This is a genomic window from Sphingopyxis sp. C-1, assembly GCF_001047015.1.
GTDB lineage: Bacteria > Pseudomonadota > Alphaproteobacteria > Sphingomonadales > Sphingomonadaceae > Sphingopyxis.
In genome coordinates this window covers 2,776,118-2,798,876 of sequence record NZ_BBRO01000001.1, presented here as the reverse complement: position 1 = coordinate 2,798,876, position 22,759 = coordinate 2,776,118, and the positions used below count along the sequence as shown (strand labels likewise).

The 22,759-nt window shown below is 63.6% G+C and carries 15 protein-coding genes; 4 read left to right on the top strand and 11 right to left on the bottom strand.

The genetic code is table 11. The annotated features are described in order from the left end of the window. Positions 1 to 766: 766 nt before the first annotated feature. The 8 genes from SC1_RS13140 to SC1_RS13105 form a co-directional block, all read right to left on the bottom strand. Positions 767 to 3,475, bottom strand: coding sequence for a TonB-dependent siderophore receptor (locus tag SC1_RS13140; protein WP_062182396.1), 2,709 nt, complete (start codon positions 3,473 to 3,475; stop codon positions 767 to 769). Between the two features lie 371 nt (positions 3,476 to 3,846). Then, positions 3,847 to 5,250, bottom strand: coding sequence for an efflux transporter outer membrane subunit (locus SC1_RS13135; RefSeq protein ID WP_062182393.1), 1,404 nt, complete (start codon positions 5,248 to 5,250; stop codon positions 3,847 to 3,849). Continuing rightward, on the bottom strand, positions 5,247 to 6,419 hold the full coding sequence (locus tag SC1_RS13130) for an HlyD family secretion protein (RefSeq protein WP_062182390.1): 1,173 nt from the start codon (positions 6,417 to 6,419) through the stop codon (positions 5,247 to 5,249). Before SC1_RS13130 ends, SC1_RS13135 begins: the two co-directional genes overlap by 4 nt. A gap of 1 nt (position 6,420) precedes the next feature. After that, positions 6,421 to 8,085 (bottom strand): MFS transporter, encoded by a 1,665-nt coding sequence (locus SC1_RS13125; RefSeq protein WP_062182387.1) that lies wholly within the window; start codon positions 8,083 to 8,085, stop codon positions 6,421 to 6,423. Positions 8,086 to 8,248: 163 nt separating this feature from the next. Next, entirely contained in the window at positions 8,249 to 9,202 is a 954-nt protein-coding gene (locus SC1_RS13120) for an ornithine cyclodeaminase family protein (protein ID WP_238586687.1), read from the bottom strand. Further along, complete coding sequence (locus tag SC1_RS13115) at positions 9,195 to 10,322, bottom strand: dipeptidase (protein ID WP_062182384.1); 1,128 nt, start codon at positions 10,320 to 10,322, stop codon at positions 9,195 to 9,197. Before SC1_RS13115 ends, SC1_RS13120 begins: the two co-directional genes overlap by 8 nt. Further along, entirely contained in the window at positions 10,312 to 11,691 is a 1,380-nt protein-coding gene (locus tag SC1_RS13110) for an amidohydrolase family protein (RefSeq protein WP_062182382.1), read from the bottom strand. The genes SC1_RS13115 and SC1_RS13110 overlap by 11 nt, the downstream gene beginning before the upstream one ends. An 84-nt stretch (positions 11,692 to 11,775) precedes the next feature. After that, positions 11,776 to 13,911, bottom strand: a complete 2,136-nt coding sequence (locus tag SC1_RS13105) for a TonB-dependent siderophore receptor (protein ID WP_062182379.1) — start codon at positions 13,909 to 13,911, stop codon at positions 11,776 to 11,778. Positions 13,912 to 14,210: 299 nt separating this feature from the next. On the opposite strand from SC1_RS13105, the gene paoA reads away from it, so the two are divergent. From paoA to paoC, 3 genes are read left to right on the top strand one after another with little or no spacing between them, the layout of a single operon-like run. Beyond that, positions 14,211 to 14,852, top strand: coding sequence for an aldehyde dehydrogenase iron-sulfur subunit PaoA (paoA, locus tag SC1_RS13100; protein WP_062184134.1), 642 nt, complete (start codon positions 14,211 to 14,213; stop codon positions 14,850 to 14,852). Continuing rightward, positions 14,849 to 15,799 carry a xanthine dehydrogenase family protein subunit M gene (locus SC1_RS13095; RefSeq protein WP_062182376.1) on the top strand — a complete coding sequence of 317 codons (951 nt, stop codon included), beginning with the start codon at positions 14,849 to 14,851 and terminating at the stop codon, positions 15,797 to 15,799. Before paoA ends, SC1_RS13095 begins: the two co-directional genes overlap by 4 nt. A gap of 3 nt (positions 15,800 to 15,802) precedes the next feature. Continuing rightward, complete coding sequence (paoC, locus tag SC1_RS13090; protein ID WP_062182373.1) at positions 15,803 to 18,004, top strand: aldehyde oxidoreductase molybdenum-binding subunit PaoC; 2,202 nt, start codon at positions 15,803 to 15,805, stop codon at positions 18,002 to 18,004. 16 nt (positions 18,005 to 18,020) lie between these two features. Here the strand turns inward: paoC and SC1_RS13085 are convergent, their stop codons facing one another. Next, the gene (locus SC1_RS13085; RefSeq protein WP_062182371.1) at positions 18,021 to 18,599 is read right to left on the bottom strand and encodes a nucleotidyltransferase family protein; all 579 of its coding nucleotides are present in this window, start codon (positions 18,597 to 18,599) and stop codon (positions 18,021 to 18,023) included. A 57-nt stretch (positions 18,600 to 18,656) separates the two neighbouring features. On the opposite strand from SC1_RS13085, the gene SC1_RS13080 reads away from it, so the two are divergent. Beyond that, a complete protein-coding gene (locus tag SC1_RS13080; RefSeq protein WP_083435837.1) occupies positions 18,657 to 19,700 on the top strand; it encodes an XdhC family protein in 1,044 nt (347 codons plus the stop codon). Here the strand turns inward: SC1_RS13080 and SC1_RS13075 are convergent. Together SC1_RS13075 and SC1_RS13070 are read right to left on the bottom strand one after the other, a co-directional pair. Further along, positions 19,648 to 20,817, bottom strand: a complete 1,170-nt coding sequence (locus SC1_RS13075) for a tetratricopeptide repeat protein (RefSeq protein WP_062182368.1) — start codon at positions 20,815 to 20,817, stop codon at positions 19,648 to 19,650. The genes SC1_RS13080 and SC1_RS13075 overlap by 53 nt on opposite strands. A gap of 90 nt (positions 20,818 to 20,907) precedes the next feature. Beyond that, positions 20,908 to 22,671 (bottom strand): VWA domain-containing protein, encoded by a 1,764-nt coding sequence (locus tag SC1_RS13070; protein ID WP_083435836.1) that lies wholly within the window; start codon positions 22,669 to 22,671, stop codon positions 20,908 to 20,910. Positions 22,672 to 22,759 lie beyond the last annotated feature (88 nt).

The following is a 22,759-nucleotide window of genomic DNA, read 5'->3' as shown; positions in this document are numbered from 1 at the left end:
GCGTTTCGTCGATGGGCGTCTCGACTTCGCTCGACACGAACGGAGAAAGGGCGGAGCTCAAAGCGACCGGTAGCTGACCTTAAGTGCCTCCCTGCGGCGCAGCCGTGGGGAGGGGGACCGCCGCGAAGCGGTGGTAGAGGGGCCGCGACATCGCGCTAGAAGCCCCTCCGTCAGCGCTGCGCGCTGCCACCTCCCCATCGCTGCGCGACAGGGAGGATACTACACTTCGTCACCCCGGACTTGATCCGGGGTCCCGCTTGAGGTCCAAGCCGGTCGATGCGCAAGAAAAGCGGGATCCCGGGTCAAGCCCGGGATGACGGAAGGTGGGTAACGAGCGGGAGTTGGCGATAGGGATGTGCACCCCAAAACAAACATCGCCTCCAAAAAGGTCTTTCCTACATTATCCGGCTGTGCCAGCCCTCATCTGGCTCTTTCATTCAGTGAACAAAAAGCGGTCGCTGCCTGCTTGCGGGTGAGACCATGATCGGAAGTGCTGCGCATATTCAGCACTCCGCGACTTCCAAATCGGGGCGCTCATAGGGCTGAACTTTCCTGAACTTTGGAATATTGCGCGGCCCTTGCGCTGACCCGATCCCGGATCCAGCCGGCTCGGGATGGCAAAAGTTGGCCTTAAAGCCACAAAGGACACAAAACCGATGCGTGTATGCGGTGCTTTTGTCGCTTTAACGGCTTCACCCCATCGCCGCAAAAAAAAGGCAGCGGTATCGTCGATACCGCTGCCCCCGGGACTATCTGGGTATGAGGTTTAGAAGTTCAGCTTCACGCCGCCCGAAATATAGCGGCCGATCACGTCGAAGTTGGGACTGGTATAGGGCGTGATCGGCGGATCGCGGTCGAACAGATTGTTGACGTTGCCGAACAGGGTGAAGGGGCCGGCCTTGAACTGGACGCCCAGATCGACATAGGTGCGGCTGCCTACCTTGTTGTTCACGATCTCCACCGGAACACCGTTCACGACAGTCAGCGGGCGGTCGAGCCCGCCGTCGACATAGCGGACGCGCAGGTTCGCGCCGAAGCTGTCGTTATCAAAGGCGATCGTGCCCGTGCCGCGCCATTTGGGGGTGGAGAAGGCGGTGTCGCCGCCGACATAGCCCGACACGTCCGCGCCGTTGATCTTCAGGTTGAAGACATGGTTGGCCAGTGCGCGGAACGACAGGGTCCCATCGCCCAGCGGCACGCGGTACGACGCCTCGATATCCAGGCCCTGCGTGCGGTAATTGGCCAGATTGCGATAGCCGTTCGTGATCGATCCGATCGTCCCATTTGCTTCGCGGACGATGATGCCGCCGCAGGTGGGGTCGTTCGGCGCAGCGACGAAGCATTGTTTGAGCAGGTCGTTCGCCGTGACGGTCGTGATCACATTGTCGATGTCGATGTCATAATAATCCACCGACAGGCGCAGGCCGCGAGCGAAGGATGGCGAATAGGATCCGCCGAGCGTCAGCGTATGCGAAATCTCGGGTGTCAGGAGTTTGTTGCCGCCGCCATAGACGACCACATTATTCTGCACCGTGCCGTTCTGACCCTGGAACGGGTCGAAGACCGTACCGATGTTGGTCGAGCGGTTGAGGAAATATTCGGTGATGCTGGGCGAACGGATATCGCGCGAATATACGGCGCGCAGCAGAAGGTCGTTTGCGACGCGCAGCGTGCCGCCTGTCTTCCACGACCAGATCCCGCCGCTGGTGCTGTAATCCGAATAGCGGGCAGCGCCGTTGACTTCGAGCTTCAGCGTGTCGGTGATGTCGAGCAGCGGGACGTTCACTTCGGCGAAGGCTTCCTTGACGTTGAAGCTGCCGTTCGTCGCCGACGAGTTGAGCGTGCCGAGCGCGTTGGCGAGCGACAGCGGGTCGACATAGTTGGTGACCTGCTTTTCCCAGCGGAAGTCGGTACCGAAAGCGATGTCGACGGGGCCGGCCCAGGTCGAGAAGGGCTGACCCGAAACGCTGGCGCCCGCAGCGTCGAGCTTGATCGTGTAGATAAGCTGCGAACCGCCAAACGCCCAGGCGGCTGCGGCGTCCGAAATGCTGCCATTGCCGAACAGGTTGATCGGGACGCAATTGGGGTCGTTGTTGGTTGTCGAGGCATCGGCGTTGATGCGGCACGTCGGCGTGCCATTCACAAGGACGGCATCGACGCCATTGGTGAAGCGCGATTTGATCCGCTGGTTGTTGAGCTGCTGATCGAGCCGGATTTCGCCATGGTTGTAATAGGCGTCATATTTCCAGCCGTCGCCGAAGCTGCCATCGAGCCCGATCGCACCTTCCAGATTGCGGCGGCTGTACTTGAACTTCATCACCCCGTCGGCGCCGACGTCGTCCATGACGCGCCCCAGCAGGAACGGACCGGCGACCCCCGCAGCGGCGAGCTGATTACGGTTCGCCTGCGTCAGGAACGCATTGTCGGGCATGATGACGACCGCTGGGGTCTCGGGGAAGAAGCTATAGTTCGCCGACATACGGTGATAGCTGAAGTTCGCCCAGATTTTCAGCGTGTCGGTGATGTCATAGCTGGCGCGGGCGAAAGCATTGACGCGTTCGTAGGGGGTGCTGACTGCCACATAGTCAAAGATGTTCTGGCCGCCGCCGCCGATGGTCGTGACGCCGTTTGTGACGCTGCCGAGCGGGAAGGCGCTGATATTGCCATCGGGGTTGAACACCAGATTGCGCGGAGCGCCGGTGAGGGTGAGGATCGAGCCGCCATTGTAAAGCTGCGTCGAATTCGGGTCGCGTACCAGTTCGAGCTTGTTGTCGGCGCGCTGGAACAGGCCGGCCTCAAGATTGGGCCGATCGTCGCGGCTGAGCGCGCCGCGCTCGTTCATATATTCGCCCGCCACCATGAAGTGACCGCGACCGCCCGCGAAATCCGTGCCCCATGCGATGTCGGCGCCATAGCGTGCGGCGTCGCCGCGCGACGAGATGCCGGACTGCACGCCCATCCGCCAGCCGTTGAAGTCATCGTCGAGGATGATGTTGACGACGCCAGCAACCGCGCCGGAGCCCCAGGCGGCCGATGCGCCGCCGGTGACGACGTCGATGCGCTTGACCAGACTTTGCGGCACGATGTTGAGGTCGTTGGCGCCGGCAAAGCGGTGGCCGTTGAGCAGGGTGAGGGTGCGTACCGATCCAAGGCCGCGCATGTCGGCGGTCGAGACGCCGCTGCTGGTGTTGCCGGGCGTCGTCGAGGGTGTCGAAGTGGCGCGAAACTGGGGGGCGTCGTTCAATACCTGCGCAATGCTGGGACGGTTGCCGAGGGCCAGTTCGGCTTCGCCGATCACCGTCGTCGGGGTCGGGGCGTCAAAGCCCTCGCGCTGAATGCGGGAGCCGCTGACCACGATTTCCTCGTTCGAAACGACGTCGGTCGCCGCGTCATTTGACTGCGCATATGCCGGGTTCAAACTGACCATCATCGACAGTGCGGTGCCCGCATACCAGCCGGATCGAACGAATTTCATAATTATCCCCTTCGCCTGCGGACGGCAGTTAAGCGGTCCGGTGTTCGCTTATGTTTTACCCTGAGGCGCCTGCGGTCCTCGGGTTTGCGATTTTCTATAAAGTCGGATTTTTTTGAAAAATCAACCCCGATCAAGACATAATTTTCAATTATGGAAAATTATTCGATCGAGTGCACCGCGATTCGGCTCGATATCCCCATGATTTAGGGAGATTTTACCCAAAAAACCATGTTTCAAATCGGAATTTCGCTTAGCCGCCAGCTTCATCGGCCCGCAAAGGGTCCGACTGTGGTCTGAGGCGTGGCTCCACAGCGCTGCCGGAACGGGCAAGTCGCGGCTAACGGGGTTTGGGGTTCGACTCTACCGGAGCGTCAAGGGACGGAGGCGCATGCTTCAGGAACTTCGCAGGTCGTCCAGCCGCCACCCATCGCCTGAAAAAGCTGAACACGCGCCGAGAGCGCATCGGCGCGAAGCTGGATCAACGATAGCTCGGCGCCAAGCAGTCCGCGCTGGGCGTCGAGCTGTTCGAGATAGGGCGAATAGCCTTCGCGATACCGATTGGTCGCGAGCCGCAATCCCTCGGCCAGCGCGTCGCGTTGCGAACGGGCGAGCGCGATCTGCGCGTCGATCAGCGTGACGGCAGCGAGTGCATCCTCGACCTCGCGAAATGCGGTCAGCGCCGTACGGCGATAGGCGAAGGCCGCCTGGTCGCGCTGCGCACCCGCGACTTCGGCCTGCGCTGTCAACCTGCCGCCCTGAAAGATCGGGGCAAGGATGCTGCCGCCAACCGACCAGATCGAAATCGGGTCGCCGATCAGCGTCGAAAAGGCTGCACCGGCTGCCGAGGTCAGGCGGACTTGGGGCAGGAAGCGCTTGCGTGCCGCGGCGAGGTTCTTGTCCGAAGCTGCGAGCTGATACTCTGCTTGCGCGACGTCGGGACGGCGACGCAGCAATTCGGATGGCAGGCCTTCGGGGACTGCCGGGACGGTGAGACGGTCGAGAGACGTGCCCCGATCAATTGCCCGAGGCGTGTCGCCGACCAGCACGCTCAAACCATCCTCGGTCCGTGCAATGGCGAGTTCGATTTGCGGCACGATCTGGGCCGTCGCATCATATTCGGCCTGCGCCTGCTGAAGTTCAAGCTTGGGCGAATAGCCGCGCCCGACGCGAGATTTGGCAATCCGCAGCGATTCCGATCGCGCGCGCACCGTTTCGCGCGCAACCTCCAGCCGCGCATCGAGGCCGCGCAGCGTGACATAGTTGCTAGCCACCGCGGCGGCGATCGACAACTGCACGGCATCATGGGCGGCTTCGCTCGCAAACCATGAATCGCGTGCGGCCGACTTCTGATCGGCGAGGCGGCCGAACAGATCGACTTCATAGGCCACCTGGATTTGCGGCTGCGCGAAATTCTGTTCTGCGGGCTGGCCGAACGGGTTGACCGAGCGTGAGCGTCCGCCGCTGATCGCCGCGTCGATCGTGGGCAGAGTTTGCGCCCGAGCGAGCGCGAAATTGGCGCGTGCTTCGCGCACGCGCGCTGCCGCGACGCCGATGTCGCTGTTGTTGGATAGCGCCTTGTCGACCAGCGCAGTGAGCGTCGCATCGCCGAACGACTGCCACCAGTCGCGTTGCAGCGGAGCAGCGGGATTGGCGTCGGTTCGCCAGGTTACCGGCGGGTCGACCGGCGCCACGCTGGTTGTCGCGACGTTCGGTCCGGCGCAGGCGGTGAGCCCCGCCATAATCGCCGCTGCCAGCGTGAGCCGGGCGCGCTTCATCGCTTCGATCCGCCGCGCGTGTCGATACGAACCTCGACCGACATGCCGGGCCGCAGCCGCCTTGCAAGCGGTTGCTTGTCGTCGATCTTGATTCTTACCGCGATACGCTGCGCGACCTTGACGAAATTGCCGGTGGCATTGTCGGCCTTGAGGACGGCGAATTCAGAGCCGGCCGCCGGCGACAGATTCTCGATCCGCCCGGTCATCTCGGCACCGCCCAACGCGTCGACGCTGAACCGCGCCCGCTGGCCGATCGCCATGCCGCCCGTCTGCGCTTCCTTGAAGTTCGCGATGACCCAGACATGATGCGGGACGACCGACAGCAATTGCGTGCCGGCGGTGACATAGGCACCGACACGCACCCCGACTTCGGAGAGCTGGCCGTCGGCGGGGGCGCGGATGATCGTGTTGTCGAGATCGATCTGCGCGAGGCGAAGCTGTGCTTTCGCCGATTCGACAGCGGCTTCCAGCCCGGCGCGTCCGACGACGACGGTGCGGACGTCCTGTGTTCCGATTGCGCGGCTCGCGCGCGCCTGCTGCAACGCCGCTTGCGCCGCGAGCAGCGCCGCACGCGTCTGATCGAATTCGCGGGTCGAAATCGATCCGTCGGCGACGAGCGCGCGCGCGCGGCGCATGTCGGCGTCGGCCTTGGCGAGTTGCGCTTGCGCGTTGGCGATACCGGCATTCTGGCTGTCGGTTGCAACCTCGCGAGAGCGCTGCGCCTGCGCCGAATTGGCGAGCGCGGCCTGCTGCGCTGCCACGTTCGCCTCAGCCTGCGCGACACGTGCACGATAGATGCGATCGTCGATCGTCGCGAGAATCTGCCCCGCTTTGACCTCGGCGAAATCCTGAACCGGCACACGCGTGACATAGCCGCTGACCTGCGGGCTGATGATCGTCACGCGCCCGCGGACATAGGCGTTGTCGGTGCGCTCCGCTCTGCCGGCGAAGGGCGGCAGGTCCCACGCGTAGAGGATGGCTAGGATCGCGAGCACGGCGGCGACGATGATGACAATGACGGTCGTGCGCGTCTTGTCCGGCGGCCGCCAGGCCGACGGCTGTGCGTCGACCTGCGGATCGGAGGGAGGCGCCGCTTCGGGCGTGGCGGGCGGCGGGACTGCCGTTTCGGATTCCGGTTTCGGCGTTTTGGCCTTGGGCTCGTCGCTCATCCTATTGCCCCTGTTGAGCTTGTGCCTGCGCCTGCAGGCGCTGCACCAATAATATCACCGGTGATGGCTCGTTTCGCCGCCGGATAGACCGGCTGATCAAGAAGCCCCATATCGTCGTCAAGATCGCAAGTACCCCGACCAGCAGGAATACGTCATTATACGCAAGAATATGCGCCTCACGCGTGACTTGTTGGCTCAGCAGTGCAGCGCCCTCTGCGCTGCGTAGAGCCGGATCGCCGATTGTGCCTGCAACGACACGGCTGCCTGCGCCCAGCCGCGCAGCGACGAGCGGGTCGCTCGCGACGATATTCTGGACCAGTTCGTGCGAATGATATTTTTCGCGCACGGTCTGGAACGTTCCGAGCAAGGTGCCACCGGCAAGGCCGCCGATGCTTTGGCTCATGCTGAACAGCACGACGAAGCTGATGAAATTCTTGCCGCCCGCGAGCAGGGTCCGCGCGATGCCGATCACCATCGCCTGCGCAAGGAAGAGCAGCGAAGCGAAGCCGATCAGGGCCTGGCTCACATAGAATTGGCTGGGCCGCGTCAGATTATTGGCCTGCGCGTCCAAGAAAGACCCGATCACGATCAACACGACCGCGATGATAATCGGCCTCGACAGATTGTCGGGGCGGAACGTCAGCACCGCCGTCGCGAGGCCGGCGATCGATGCGAACACGACGATTACGTTCAGCGTGACCAGCTGGTCGTTGATCAGGCCCACTGTGCTAAGAAAGCCGATCGATCCGAACGCCTGTTCGGAAAGCAGAATGCGGATCGACGATGCCACGGCAAAGAGCCGCAGCATCTCGCGCGTGCCGAGCCAACGCGTGTTGAGCAGCGGGTTTTTGCGATGATGTTCAACGAGTATGGCCGCGGCGATCAGCGCCACGCTGGCGGCTAGCGACCAGCCCATCCACGCGCGTTCGGTCCACCATTGGATCCGTCCCTGCGAAAGCACCGCGACCAATAGCCACAATCCCGGCGCGAGCAGTCCAAAGGTCAGGAAGTCGAGCGGTTCGAACACTTTTTCGCGCTCGCTGGGGGGCAGGGGCTGCGCGATCACCGCAGCGAGCGTCGCCAGCGCCATCCCGAATTCGAACCAGTAGAGATTGTGCCAGTCGCCCCAGATGAGCAGCCCCGGCGAAAGCACGCGCGCGAGCGGCGTCGCGATCTGCGGTATGCATATGCCGATCATCACCGCGGCGAGCCGCTTCGACGCCGGAAGCGCCTGAAAAAAATAGAGGATGGTCAGCGTTGAGAGGCCGCTTGCCGCGATCCCGCTCATCGCGCGCACCGCGACCGAGGTCCAGAAATCGTGGATGAACAGGTGCATCAATGTCGTCACCGCATAGGCGACGAGCGTGTAGCGGATGAACGGCTGGAGCCCGAATTGCTGGCGATATTTGACGAGCAGGAGGTTCGCCGTGACATTGGTCATGAAATAGGCGGCGGTCAGCCATGCTGCCTCGTCGCTGTTGAGCCCCAGCGTGCCTTGCGCGAAATTGAGGTTGACGGTCACCAGCGCATTGCCGAGCCCGCCGGTGATCCCGATCAGGCAGCCGATCAGGAAATGACGCACCATGCGTGGGGTCGGATGATCGGGATTGGCGGGCGACCCCGGAAGCGTGGGTCGCTCGTGCGGTTTGAAGACATAGTCCGCCATGGCGGGGTCAGGCCGGCTTCGCGGTTATGGACGCGCCATGATCGGAGCGAGTCGGTTCGATCGTCATGATTGTCCTTACCGCATCACCGGGGCGCGTGCAGCCTATTCGGTGGAATAGGCGCTCCGCGACGCGGGCATAGCGCCAGGGCGATCTTACGGATTTTCAATCGCCGTGCGTTTTCCAGAGCCATGCCGCGCAAGCGAGGTCCTGAACGATCGAGCCCAGCGATTTATAGATGGTGACGTCCGAAGCCGCGCGGCGGCCCGGCACGGTGCCCGAGAATATATTTCCGATCTCGGGCAGGACATGCGCTTCGTTGATCAGTCCGGATTCGCTGGCGCGCAGATATTCGGCTCCCTGTGCCAGAACGCCTTCGCGATGGTCGGGCACGAAACGCGCCCGCGCGACAAGCGCTTCGTCGACTTCGGAGGGGCCGGCCCGGCTGGAGCCGACGGCATTGATGTGCGTTCCATCCGCGATTTGCGCGTCGAACAGCACTGGTTCGGCGGCGCCTGTCAGCGTGCAGATGACGTCCGCGCCGCTCGCAGCATCGGCGACCGAGGCTGCGACATGCGCTGGGAGGCCCAGGTCGCGGACGACCCGATCGACAAGGTCTGCCGCCTTTGCGGGCGAACGGCCCCATATTCGTACGTCATCCAGCGGGCGGACATGGCGGATCGCCGCGACGTGATGCCAAGCCTGCTCGCCGGTTCCCAATATCGCGAGGCGACGGGCGTCGGCGCGCGCGAGTGCGTCGGTCGCTGCGGCCGACGCGGCGGCGGTCCGGATCGCGGTGACTTCGCTGGCGTCGATCACGCAAACGGGCGCGCCGCTCGTGCGGTCGAACAGGATGATGACGCCCTGATGCGAGCTGCCATGAGCGGCGGCGGCGGGAAAAATGCTGATGATCTTTGCACCGAAGCCTGCGCCGTCGAGTGCGCCGGGCATGACGCCGAACAGGTCGCCGCCGTCGAGGTCGATGATGCCGCGCAGCAATTGCCGACTTCGTCCCTCGGCCAGCGCGATCATCGCACCCTTCATCAGCTCGATGCATGTCGCATGGTCGAGCCGCCGGTGGACCTCGGCCGCGTCGATGAAACGGATTGCCTCAGCCACCCCACACGCCTTCGGCGTGGCGCACGAAATTGAGCCCCATGATCTTCTCGATCCGGCTGCTCGAATATCCGCGCGCGGCGAGCAGACCGATCAGTTTCCGGAACTGGTCGGGCCCGCGCAGGTCGACGACGAAGGGATAGGTATCGGGCCGCTCGCCGACCGCGCTGATCCCCGCCGCACGGCGCTCGGCGATCTCCTTGGCGAGTACCGCTTCATATGCCTGAAGATCGTCGATCTGGCCGATGTGGCCATCGGTGCCGATGCCCACATGATCCTCGCCGCAGATGTTCACGGCATGGTCGATATGGCGGACGACGTCCTCGGCGCGGGCATGGCCCGAAATGTTGAGGAATGGCATGAAATAGATGCCGACGAACCCACCCTTTTCGGCAACCAGCCGCAGTTCGGCATCGGTCTTGTTACGCGGCAGGTCGGTGACGGCGCGGCAGCCGGTGTGATTGATCGAGATCGGTGCCTTTGACGCGCGCGCGGCCTCGAGGCAGGTCTTCTCGCCGCTGTGCGACAGGTCGACGATCATCTTTTGCGCATTGAGACGTTCGATCACCTCGCGCCCAAAGGGCGTCAGGCCGCGATTGTCCGGCGCCATCGATCCGTCGCCGAGCTGGTTCGCGGGATTATAGGTGAGCTGGAAGATGCGCACGCCCATGTTGGCAAAGATGTCGACGCGGCCCGCATCCTTGCCCATCATCGCACCATTCTGGAAGCCATATATGATCCCGATTTTCTTTTCGGCCTTGGCGCGGCGGATGTCGGCGGCGCTCAATATCTTGATCAGGTCACGCGGATAGCGGCGCAGCAGCATGTCCATCTCGGCGACGTCGGCGACGCTCTTTTCGAACGGATCAGCCGGACCCGCGACATAGCCGAGCGTGCAGTTGATCGCGGTGATCCCAGAGGCATGCCCCTCGGCCAATACTCGCGGCGAAAAGGGGTCGGGGGCATCGCGTATATTGGGATCGGCAAGCCCGCCGAGCGCATTGACGATCACCCATTTGCGGCTGTCCGGTGCCGCGGCGGCGCGCGCCGCAGCAGCAGGCAGCAACGATGTCGCGGCGAGGCCCGCCGCACCTGCCAATATTGCGCGCCGGTCAATCGTCATTTCCAAGCTCCTTCGCCGTCGGTGCGACATAGTCGGCGCGCCGATATTCGCGGCCGCGCTTCACCGTCATTTCGATTTGTTCGATATTGTTGATATCCGCGAGCGGATCGGCCGCGAGCACGACGAAATTCGCGAGCTTTCCGGGCTCGATCGATCCCATATCCTTGTCCCGGCCCGCCGCGCGCGCGCCGACGAGCGTCGCCGAATGAATGACCGCGATCGGCGGCATGCCGACGTCGTGCGCCAGATAACGAAGCTCGGCATGGACTTCGGGCCAGGGATTGCTGGCGGGATCGACGAAATCGGTGCCGGTGGAAATCGGCAGGCCCGCCCGCCACGCCTGCTGGGTCAGGCGGATCGTCTGCGCGCCGCTGCAGCGGAGCGGTTTCGCTTTCGGATCGGCCTTGCGCGCGGCTTCGAATTTCACGAACAGGCTGCCGGTCGCGTCGAGGATCGTGCCTCGCCTCAGCATCGCGTCGAAAAGGCGGGCGACGACCGGATCGTCGCCGATCGCCGCGAGGCGCGCCTCGTCGACAGGGGTGCGGTCCTGATAGGCGGCGAGCATTTCAGGCTGCGCTTCGTAACCGAGGTAACAGACATGGCTGATCGAATCGGCGCCCGCCGCGATGACGTCGGCGGGGCGGGCAGGGAAGACCGCGCTGTGCGCCCAGATCATCAGCTTCTGGCGATGTGCCTCGGTAGTGATCGCCCTGACGCGCTCGGCGGGCAGGTTGGCGTAGATCTTGATCGCGCTCGCCGACGTGCCGCGCGCCAAGGTGACCGCCGCGCGCAGGTCGGTCTTTTTGTCGATCGCCTGCATCCAGGGTGCGGTGCCCGGCGTGAAACCACGGCTGACCGCAAGAACCCGGGGATCCTCAAAAAAAGATGGCCCGGCCATCAACGCGGCATAATAGATGTCGGGAGCGGGTATTTCGCCGACCAGCGACGCGCGCGAAAGCTCGCCCACCGCGCGCAGGTCATCAGCCATGTCGCGCACTGCGGTCACCCCGCCATAGAGCTGGCGGCGCAGGATCGCTTCGGCGCGCCCGCGGTTGGGCGGGGTCGCGAGATGGACGTGGCTGTCGATCAGCCCGGGAATCACAAAGCGGCCTGACAGGTCGACGCGGCGGGCGCCGCTCGCCTGCGACGCCAGCGCGCCATGCGCGCCGATTGCCACGATCCGTTCGCCGTCGATCAGGATATCCTGATCGCGGCGGGCCGGACCACCGGTGCCATCAATTACCGTCGCATTGGCATAAATGATCTGTTCGGCCGCCGCCGAAGGCGTCGCCGCAACCAGCGAAGCGGCAAGGCCAAGCGACTGAAAGGCAGCGACGAGCGCCGGCGAGCGTGAGCGGACCGATGTCATGCGCTCGTCGCTAGCGTCCTCATTTCATGTCCGCAATCGCCGGGCATCCGCAATCGGCGAAAAGCGATCTTCGTCGCCCTTTTCTCAGAATGCGTATCTCAGGGTCACTCGCGCATTTCTCGGCTCGCCATAGACGAAGCCAGGGAACCAGACGTTGCCACTGAAAAAGCGCTTGTCGAAAAGATTGTCGACATTGGCCTGTAGCGACAGTGCCTCGGTAAGGTCATAGCGCGCCATGATATTGGCGATGGCATAAGCTGGCTGACCGATCCGCTCCTCGACATTCGTGCCGGGATTGACGGCGGTCACCGGCGGGCGGCTTTCCCATTTTACCGCGCCGCCGACGCTCAGGCCGTCGAGCGTTCCGGTAAAATCATATCTGGTTGCGAAGTTGAACGCGCGGCGCGGTTGATGCGCAAGTACCTGCGCGCCATCGGCGTCCTTTGCGCTATAGTCGCTCCAACCGGCGCTGACGTCCCATTGCGGTGTGATCTTGCCGACGATTTCCAGCTCATAGCCTTTTGCGACGGTTCCCTTCATGCCGCGATAGGCCGTGAGGGGAGTGCCGGGGATCAGTCCGTCGGCGACCGCAAGATTGTCCTGTTCGATACGATAGACCGAAACCGTCGCAAGGAGCTGGCCATCGAGCAGCAGCGCCTTCAGTCCGGCTTCATAGTTGCTGCCCTCAAGCGGATCGATCAGGCGGTTGTTGCGGTCGCGCAGATTGCCCTGCGGCTTGAAGATATTGGTGTAGCTTGCATAAGCGGACAGATTGTCCGTGACGTTATAGACCAGCCCGACATAAGGCGTGATCTGGCCCTTGTACGACAGGCTATAGGGCGAACCAAATTTGCTCTCATGCTCGTTGCGCTTGTAATAGCTCAGCCGCCCACCGCCGATGAGCTTCAGCCCGCCGATCAGGCTGATCCGCGTCGAGGCATAAACCGCTGCCTGCGTCGTGTTGCCGAATCCGGACATGTCGTAGCGCTCGCCCCATTCTGGCTCGGCGAGCCGGCCATCGAAGCTGTTGAAGTCGTCGATCGGGTCGATCGCGATCGGATCGCGGTTCGTCCAGCCGTCATCGACCCGGCTCGCCATCGCGCCGAACGCGAGGTCGTGCTGGCCGCCCAGCAGCGCGAAGCTGCCATTGGCCTGGATGCTGGTGTGCCATTGTTCGGGGCTGGTCTTGTACCAGTAACCCGACGTGCCGACGCCTGCACCGGTAATGCGGTCCGGTAGGCCGTCGAGCCACAGCAGCTTCGAATTTTCGATTCCCTTGTGATAGGCGATGTCGCCGCGGATTTCCCAGTCGCCGCTCAATTTATGCTTCAGCGTGGCAAAGGCCGAAATCTCGGTAGTATTCCAGAGCCCCCAGTCGGTGCCCGTGGTCTTAGAGCGCGGCCAGTCGGTGCGCGTGCCGTCGCTGTACCAATAGGGTAATTGCGCCCACATGATCCCGTCGCGCTCGTCGCGCTGATAGCTTGCGCCGATGGACAGGGTCGTACGGTCGCCAAGATCGGCGTCGATCACGCCATAGAGAAGGAGGCCCTTCTTCTTTTCCAGATCGACGAAACTGTCCTGCGTATAGGCCTGAGCAACCGCGCGCGCGCGCACCGTCCCCGCCGCATTGAGGGGCGATTGGATGTCGAGGGTAGCGGCGAAGCGGTCCCACGATCCGGCCTCGAGGCTGATATTGCCCGCAAATTCCTGTTCGGTGGCATGTTTGCGGATCAGGTTGACGACCGCCGACGGATCGCCAGCCCCCTGCATCAGGCCGGCGGCGCCGCGCACCAGGTCCACGCGCTCATATTGTGCCGTGCTGGTCTCGCCAAAGCCGACATTGCCGTTGGCGAACGGTGCGCCGTCGAGCTGGAAATTCTGGACTTCGAAACCGCGGGCGGTGATTGCGCTGCGTCCACGATCAACGTCCTTCTTGGAAATGCCGACGGTAAAGTCGAGCGCGTCGTTGATCGTGTTGAACGCCTGATCCTTCATCTGTTGCTGCGTGATGACGCTGATCGTTTGTGGCGTTTCAAGCGGCGAGAGCGGAAGCCCCGTCGCGGCGGTGGGCTGATCGGTGCGGCCATAGCCAGTCACGACGATGGTATCGCTGGTCTCGTCGTCGGTCGGCAGGGGCGACGTGTCTTGCTGCGCGAGGGCAAATGTCGAGGTGCACAGAAATGCCGATCCGGTCAGCAGAAAACGAATGGAACGGCGCATCTTTTTCCCCTTTGTTGGCGGCTGGGCCGCGTCGGTGATGCGCCACTAGTGAGATTAACTCGCATTTGCAATATCGGAGGGCCGCGATTTTTCGGCATGCGCCCCGCGCTTGCGTTGGTTCTGACAGGCCAAAGGTCTCGGCGGACGCCTGTTAAGCCGTGCATTAATATGATACCGGTGGCATTCGAATCCGAAATTTTCTGAGCCGACGCGGCCATAAGTCGTGCGGCATGACTGCCTGATCTCCCCCGTGGGCGCCCGCGCCCATCGGCAAACAGAAACAGAAACGGAGGACCATGATGCAAACTCCAGAAGAATATGAGCTGTCCCGGCGTGGCGTGCTGGTGGGCGGTGCGGCATCGGTCGCCACGGTGACATTCGTCCCTATTGGAACGGCGACCGCGGCCGGACCGGCGACCAAGGCTCCGCCGACTGCCAAAGTCGCCTTTGAGGTCAACGGCACGGCGCGCGAGCTCGATCTGGACACGCGGACATCGTTGCTCGATGCGCTGCGCGAGCATCTGCAACTGACGGGGACGAAGAAGGGATGCGATCACGGCCAGTGCGGCGCATGTACCGTGATCGTCGATGGGCGGCGGATCAATAGCTGCCTGACGCTCGCTGTAATGCACGAGGGCGACAAGATTACGACGATCGAAGGTCTCGGTACGCCGGATAAGATGCACGCTATGCAGGACGCATTCGTGACGCACGACGGCTATCAATGCGGCTATTGCACCCCGGGCCAAATCTGTTCGGCGGTCGCGGTGCTCGACGAGATCAAGGCGGGCATTCCGAGCCATGTCACGGCGGACCTGGGCGCCGCACCGACGGTGACGAAGGTCGAACTGCGCGAGCGGATGAGCGGCAATATCTGCCGCTGCGGCGCCTATTCGAATATTATCGATGCGATCACCGACGTGGCGGGAGTGAAAGCATGAAAAGCTTTACCTACGAACGCGTCGATAGCGCGGCTGCTGCAACAGCCGCCTTTGCCCGGACGCCGGGGGCGCGTTTCATCGCTGGCGGAACCAACCTGCTCGACCTGATGAAGCTCGAGATCGAAGCACCGCAGCACCTGATCGACGTCAGCCGCGTCGCGCTCGACAAGATCGAGGCGACGGCCGAAGGCGGCATCCGCATTGGTGCGATGGTGCGCAACACCGATCTCGCGAGCGACGCCCTCGTGCGACGTGATTATGGTCTGCTGACGCGCGCGCTGGTCGCAGGCGCGTCGGGGCAATTGCGCAACAAGGCGACGACCGCGGGTAATCTGCTCCAACGGACTCGCTGCCCCTATTTTTACGACACCAATCAGCCGTGCAACAAGCGCAAGCCTGGCAGTGGCTGTGCCGCGATCGGCGGCTTCAACCGGCTGCATGCGGTTGTCGGCGCCAGCGACGCTTGTATTGCGACGCACCCCAGCGACATGGCCGTGGCAATGCGCGCGCTCGATGCTGCGATCGAGACGGTCGACGCGGCGGGCAAGGCGCGCGCGATCCCCATCGCCGATTTCTATCGTGCGCCGGGCAAAACGCCGCATCTGGAGACGGTTTTGGCGCCGGGTGAGCTGATCACTGCGGTCACGCTGCCGAAGCCTGTCGGCGGCACGCATATCTATCACAAGGTTCGTGACCGCGCGTCCTATGCCTTTGCGCTGATTTCGGTCGGAGTGATCGTTCAGCCCGACGGCACCGGGCGCGTCGCTCTCGGTGGGGTCGGTTACAAGCCGTGGCGCGTCGAAGCGGCCGAGGCGGCGCTACCGCGCGGCGCGAAGCCGGTTGCGGGCGGACTGCTCGCGGGCGCCAAGACGACGCACGAAAACGCCTATAAGCTGCCCCTCGTCGAGCGGACGCTCGCCGGGGTGCTGGCGCAAGCGAAGGGCTGAGCCATGAAATTCGACACGCCCGCAACGACCAACCCGATCGATCAGATGAAGATCGTCGGCAAACCCACCAACCGCATCGAGGGCCCGCTCAAGACGACCGGCACCGCGCCCTATGCGTATGAGCGCCACGATGTCGCGGCGAACCAGGCCTATGGCTATGTCGTCGGATCGGCGATCGCCAAGGGGCGGATTGCGTCGATGAACCTCGATGAAGCCAAAGCGGCGCCGGGCGTCGTCGCGATCGTTACCGCGGACAATGCGGGCAAGCTGACGAAGGGCGATTTCAACACCGCCAAATTGCTCGGTGGACCCGCGGTCGATCATTATCATCAGGCGATCGCGCTGGTGGTCGCCAACAGCTTCGAACAGGCGCGGGCCGCCGCTTCGCTGGTTCGCGTCGAATATGCGCGTGAAAAGGGCGCTTTCGATCTCGCCGCCGCAATCGATACCGCGATCAAGCCTAAAGCATCCTTCGGAACCGAGCCCGACAGCGCCGTAGGCGATTTTGCCTCGGCTTTTGCCTCGGCGCCCGTTCAGCTCGATGCGCGCTATACGACCCCCGATCACAGCCATGCGATGATGGAGCCCCACGCGACGATCGCTGCGTGGGAAGGTGAGAAGCTGACCGTGTGGACGTCAAACCAGATGATCGCCTGGTCGGTCGGCGACATGGCGAAGACGCTTGGCATGCCGAAAGAGAATATCCGCTTCGACTCGCCCTATATCGGCGGCGGTTTCGGTGGGAAATTGTTCAATCGCGCCGACGTGCTGCTCGCCGCGCTGGGTGCCAAAATAGCAAAAAGGCCTGTGAAGGTCGCGCTTCCGCGGCCGCTGATGATCAACAACACGACGCACCGCCCAGCGACGATCCAGCGCGTTCGGCTCGGCGCGACGGCGGATGGCAAGATGACCGCGATCGGGCACGAAAGCTGGTCGGGCGATCTGCCCGGTGGCGGCCCGGAAACTGCGGTAGCGCAGACACGCCTGCTTTATGCCGGCGAAAATCGCATGACCGCGATGCGTCTGGCGGTGCTTGATCTGCCCGAAGGCAATGCGATGCGCGCGCCGGGCGAAGCGCCGGGACTGATGGCGCTCGAAATCGCGGTCGATGAATTGGCCGAAAAGCTGGGCATGGATCCAATCGCGTTGCGCGTTCTGAACGACACGCAGGTCGACCCCGAAAAGCCGAGCCGCCCTTTTTCACAGCGCCAGCTCAATAAATGCCTGGAGACCGGCGCCGAAAAGTTCGGCTGGAGCAAGCGCGGCAAGCCCGGTGCCACGCGCGACGGCCGGTGGCTGGTCGGCATGGGGGTCGCGGCGGCGTTCCGTAACAACCTCAACGGACCATCGGCGGCGCGCGTCCGCCTCGCCAAATCGGGGATCGTTACGGTCGAGACCGACATGACCGATATCGGTACGGGCAGCTATACGATCATTGCGCAGACCGCCGCCGAAATGATGGGCGTGCCGCTCGAAAAGGTCGTCGTGAAGCTCGGCGATTCCGCCTTTCCCGTGTCGGCCGGTTCGGGGGGACAGTGGGGTGCGAACAGTTCGACCGCCGGCGTCTACGCCGCCTGCGTGAAACTGCGCGAAGCCGTGATTCAGAAGCTCGGCCTGTCATCCGACGCGGTCTTCGCCGATGGCAAGGTCAAAGCCGGACGGCGGAGCATTGCGCTCGGCGATGCGGCGGCCGGCGGCGAACTCGTCGCCGAGGACAATATGGAATATGGCGACCTCGCCGAGAAATTTCAGCAATCGACTTTTGGCGCGCATTTCGTCGAGGTGGGCGTCGATGCGATGACCGGGGAAATCCGCGTCCGCCGGATGCTGGCGGTCTGCGCCGCCGGTCGTATCCTCAACCCCAAGGCGGCACGGAGCCAGGTGATCGGCGCGATGACGATGGGCGCCGGTGCGGCGTTGATGGAGGAACTCGCGGTCGACAAACGCTTCGGCTTCTTCGTAAATCACGATCTCGCCGGCTATGAAGTCCCCGTCCATGCCGACATTCCGCATCAGGAAGTGATTTTCCTCGACGAAGCCGATCCGACGACGTCGCCGATGAAGGCGAAGGGCGTCGGCGAACTCGGCATCTGCGGTGTCGCCGCGGCGGTCGCGAACGCGGTTTATAACGCCACGGGTGCGCGAGTACGCAACTATCCTATCACCCTCGACAAAATCATCGACAGACTGCCGGAGATGACGTGATCGCGATGTGGTGCGATCAGTGGCCGGGCAGATCGTCCGGCCGGTCGATATCGAGCAGTTCGTCGGCGCGGGCATGGACGAGTGCGGCCTCGGCCAGCAGGGCTTTTCCGCCGCGGTCGCCTTCGCCAGCGCATAACCGGTCGAACAGCGCACGGGCGAACAGCGCAGGCGGCATCGTCGCTTCGCCGTCGGTCGATGCCACCACCGGAGCTGCTGACGGATCGAAACGCGCGACGACATCACGCAAATGGCCCGTGCTGACGAAGGGCATGTCGGCGAGGCAGACCAGCGCGGCTGTTTCCGGTCCTCGCGCAGCTTCGGCAATCCCGCATGACAGCGAGTGTGACAACCCGCGTTCAGGATACGGATTGACGACAATCTCGAAACCCCGCGACGCAAGCAATTCTGCGAGCATTCCGTGGTCATCCGGGCAGACGGCGATGCGCCGTCCTGGCGTTAGTTCGACGATCCGCCGCGCCGCGTGCAGCGCCAGCGGCTCGCCCTCAAACGTCGCAAGCAATTTGTCGGCTGTCCCGAACCTTCGCGATGCCCCTGCGGCAAGCAGGATGGCGGCGATGTCGCTTGCGTCGCTCACAAATCACCTCCCGTTCGGCGCCTCTGGTGCATCCGGAGACTTCAAAGCAAAATACGCATGATAGCAACAACGCCGACGGACATATTGCGCTTTATCCTGCAGCGGGCCGAGGAAGAGGTTGCGACGATCCTCGTGACCCTGACTGCAATCGAGGGCTCCTCTCCGCGCGCGATCGGCGCCCAGATGGCGGTCGCGGAGGACGGCCGGTATGTCGGGTCCTTTTCAGGCGGCTGCATCGAGGCGGCGGTCGTTGCAGAGGCGATCGGGACGCTTGCCGACGGACGCGCCCGCCTCGTACGGTTCGGCGCGGGGTCGCCCTATCTGGACATCCGCCTCCCTTGCGGCGGCGGTATTGATCTCCTGTTCAATCCGCGGCCAGATCGGAAAGCGATCGCCGAAGCGCTGTCGCGGCATGGCCGCCGTGAAATGGCCGTTCTGCGGCTGGCCGAAGATGGCGTGTGTTCGGATAGTTCGGCCGTCGCGCATGCGATCGCCGGCTGGGACCGCGGAAGCTTTCGTGTCGGTTATGCGCCGCCGCTCCGCATCGTCGCGATGGGGCAAGGCGAAGAGCTTACCGCGCTGGCGCGTCTCGCGGCGGCCTTTGGCGCGGAAGTCAGCGTGCTTTCACCAGACCAACGGGCGCTGGCGGACCTCGATGCCGAGGGTTTCGACACCGTCCGACTAACCACGCGGACGGACTTGCCGTCCCTCTTTACCGATCGGTGGACCGCGATCATTTCGGTCTTTCACGACCGCGACTGGGAAGAGGAGTTGCTGCCACGCGCGCTCGACCTACCTTCCTTTTATGTCGGAGCGATCGGTAGCCAGCGGACGCAGGACGTCCGGCAAAGCGCCTTGCGCGACGCGGGTGTGCCCGAGGAGCTTCGCCGCAAGCTTCGCACGTCGGTCGGGCTGATCCCGGCGACGCGCGATCCGGCCACACTCGCGCTGTCGACGCTGTCGCAGATTGTGCAGGACTATCATCGGCTAGGAGTTGCCGGCGACGATGACGACCATCCGTACAGGAATGAAGCTTGGTCGGCCTCGCTTAGTCCCGCTCCCGCAGCTGGCGTATCGAATCATATCGGGGGTCGAGATTGATCGCGCGCCGTTCGTCCATGTTGGCGCGCTTCGTGTCGCCCCGCTTTCGTAGCAGAAGGCTGCGGTTGTAATAGGCACGCGCGGATTGGGGCGCGTGCTGGACCGCCCGGTCGAGGTCGGCGATCGCGCGCGCGCTTTCCCCCTGACGATCATAGGCAAGGCCGCGATTGAGATAGGCCACCGACAAATCGGGCGCGACGGCAATCGCCTGATCGAACGCCGAGATCGCGCCATCCAGATCGCCCTCCCACGCCTGTGCCAGCCCGTCGGACAGATGCGCGTCGGCTTGCGCGCGGACCGCCTTCGCGCCCTTGTTCGCCAGCCTTTTGCACCGTGACAGCGTTCGGCTGGGGTCGTTCACCGTGCAGGCGTTCCAGTCGCCGCGCCTCGGGGCACCGCGCGCCGCTATGCGCGTTCCTGTGACGACGACCGTATCTTCAGCGACATCGCCGGAAATTACCGTAATGGCGCTCGGCGCGTCCTGTACCGGGCGCGCGGCGCGCTGGGCCGTGACGGTGATCGCACTGCGTTCTTCGACTTTGGCGGCCGGCGCAGCGGCCTCCGCCCGCGCAATTTCGACGGGTTCCGCGGCCGGAGGCGCAAGGGCGGGCTGGATCGCGGGTGGGGCGATGTTCCCACTCTCGGGCACTTTCGCGGGCGACGGGGAGGGCGCGATGGCTACCGGGGCGGGAACTTCGACGGTGTCACGCGCGACGACGGGCGTCTTTGCCGGAACATCCCGCAGAACCCGTTCGTCGGCGGCCGGAGAGCTGTGTTCAAGCGTCGTCCATGCAAAGGGCAGGCTGATCGCGGCGACGAGCGCGGCGGCCGCAAATATGCCGGCCTGCGGACGCGCCAGATTGGCCCACCAGGATGCTCTTCCGGGCCGGGTCGCAACGGTCGGCGCAGGCGCACCGTCGAAGCGGGCAAGCGCCTCGGAAATCGCAGCTTCGCGCCGTTTCGGCGCAGGTGGCGGCGGATCGGGCAGGAAGGCTTTCAGATCGTCATCGCCCGTCATGGCCGCGATGTCCCCGACGCGGCCCGGCGCGCTGTCGAGCGATGTCGAAACGGCAGGCGCAAGGAAAGGGGCATGAACATCGTCGGACCTTATACGCACAATATCGCAGCGGTCGAATATACCGATTGCCCGATCAAAACGCGCAGGGCGGATGCGGCGGCGGCCTCGTTGAACCGCCGCCGCTCCATGTTAGCGTTCCAGCTTTGCCATCGATCCGGCCGTCCTGGCGGCGCGGACCATCTGGACCAGTTCCATGCGATATCCGAAATCGTCGGTGCCGCGCGCCGCGCCGACGATCTGCAGCACATCGTCATAGGTCATCGAGCCGCTGTATTTTCCGCCGCGGAGCAACTCGGCAAAGGCCGCGACCCCCGTCGCGAAGCGCGCATCCTGCGGTGCGTCCGCAAAACGGGCGAATTCGATGCGGCGGTCGATCGGCGTAGAGATCAACTGGCTGCGGTCCGATTTGGGCAATTTGTAACGGATCTTCACAAAGCCATATTCGTTGGACGCCGCAGCAACGGTTCGTGGAGCAGGCTTGCTGTAGCGCAGATCGCCCACCGTCCGCGGTCCGCCGACGGGAACAATCTCGTAAAGCGCCGTCACCGTCTGTCCCGAACCGACATCGCCCGCATCGACCTTGTCATTGTCGAAATCGTCGCGGTTCAGCATCCGCGTTTCATAGCCGATGAGCCGATATTCGGCGACCGTCGCCGGGTTGAACTCGACCTGAATCTTCACGTCCTTTGCGATCGGGAAGAGCGTCGAAGTGGCTTCGTCGACCAGCGTTTTGCGCGCTTCACCAAGCGTGTCGATATAAGCCGCGGCGCCATTGCCGTTCTGGGCCAGCGTCTGCATCAGCGCATCGTTGTAATTGCCCATGCCAAAACCGAGAACCGAGAGGAAAATGCCCTTGCCGCGCTCGCGCTCGATATAGCCTTTCAGCTCATTCTGGTCGGTGATGCCAACGTTGAAGTCGCCGTCGGTGGCCAGGATAACGCGGTTGACGCCGTTCGGATCGCGGTTGCGTTCGGCCAACGCATAGGCTTGGCGGATGCCCTCGGCGCCCGCCGTGCTGCCGCCCGCGCCGAGCTGGTCGATCACCGCCAATATCCTGTCTTTCTGGCTCGCCGGGGTCGGCTCGAGCGCAGTGCCCGCGCTGCCGGCATAGGTCACGATCGACACGCGGTCGTTGCGATCGAGTTGGTCGAGCAGCAGTCCGAGCGATTTCTTGACGAGTGGCAGCTTGTTCGGCGCGTCCATCGACCCCGACGTGTCGATCAGGAAGACGAGGTTCGCGCGCGGCCGCGTCGCACGCTCGATTTCATAACCTTTGATGCCGATGCGGACGAGCTTGCGGCCCACCGTAAACGGGCTGGGGAAGACTGCGACGTTCGAGGAAAAGGGCTGCTGTGCGCTGCGCGGTGCGGCATAGTCATAGGGGAAATAGTTGATCAACTCTTCGCTTCGTACTGCGGCCGGCTGGGGCAGCGCATTGTTGTTCAGCGAGGCGCGGACAAAGGAATAGGATGCGGTGTCGACGTCGATCGAAAAGGTCGACACGGGCTCGTCGCGCGCGATCTTGAACGGATTTTCCGAAGTAGAGGTGAATTTGTCCCGGCCGACATCCTGATAATAGGGTCTGATCCGGTCGGGGTGCGCCGCGCGCAGGGCGGTCCCCGTCACGACAATATTCTGCGTCGACGCCGGGGGCGGCGCTCTGCGGCTTTCCGAACTGATCACCGATATCGGCATCGGAGCGTCCATGACGGGCGACGCGATCTGCCGGCCCGTCACGACGATTGCCGAAGCGTCTTCTTCCAGTTCGGCTTTCGGTGTCGGCGCCGAAGTGTCGGACGACGGCGAGGCGATATCGGGTTCGTTCGATTGCGAGCAGGCGGTGATTAACGTCATCGACAGGCCCGCGGTGAGCATCAGACGGAAACGGGACATGACATGTCTCCCTTGGCAACAGCGGCGCACAATCGCCCGCATGTCCCTGTGACGCCGGGGCGCGGGAAATCCTTGGCGGCCTCTGAAA

Bases quoted from the DNA above. Each gene is read 5' to 3' on its own strand.
- SC1_RS13080 (WP_083435837.1), top strand. From the start codon at position 18,657: ATGATAGCAACAACGCCGACGGACATATTGCGCTTTATCCTGCAGCGG.
- SC1_RS13130 (WP_062182390.1), bottom strand. From the start codon at position 6,419: ATGAGCGACGAGCCCAAGGCCAAAACGCCGAAACCGGAATCCGAAACG.
- SC1_RS13135 (WP_062182393.1), bottom strand. From the start codon at position 5,250: ATGAAGCGCGCCCGGCTCACGCTGGCAGCGGCGATTATGGCGGGGCTC.
- paoC (WP_062182373.1), top strand. From the start codon at position 15,803: ATGAAATTCGACACGCCCGCAACGACCAACCCGATCGATCAGATGAAG.
- SC1_RS13125 (WP_062182387.1), bottom strand. From the start codon at position 8,085: ATGGCGGACTATGTCTTCAAACCGCACGAGCGACCCACGCTTCCGGGG.
- SC1_RS13095 (WP_062182376.1), top strand. From the start codon at position 14,849: ATGAAAAGCTTTACCTACGAACGCGTCGATAGCGCGGCTGCTGCAACA.
- paoA (WP_062184134.1), top strand. From the start codon at position 14,211: ATGCAAACTCCAGAAGAATATGAGCTGTCCCGGCGTGGCGTGCTGGTG.
- SC1_RS13115 (WP_062182384.1), bottom strand. From the start codon at position 10,322: ATGACGATTGACCGGCGCGCAATATTGGCAGGTGCGGCGGGCCTCGCC.
- SC1_RS13110 (WP_062182382.1), bottom strand. From the start codon at position 11,691: ATGACATCGGTCCGCTCACGCTCGCCGGCGCTCGTCGCTGCCTTTCAG.
- SC1_RS13105 (WP_062182379.1), bottom strand. From the start codon at position 13,911: ATGCGCCGTTCCATTCGTTTTCTGCTGACCGGATCGGCATTTCTGTGC.
- SC1_RS13140 (WP_062182396.1), bottom strand. From the start codon at position 3,475: ATGAAATTCGTTCGATCCGGCTGGTATGCGGGCACCGCACTGTCGATG.
- SC1_RS13070 (WP_083435836.1), bottom strand. From the start codon at position 22,671: ATGTCCCGTTTCCGTCTGATGCTCACCGCGGGCCTGTCGATGACGTTA.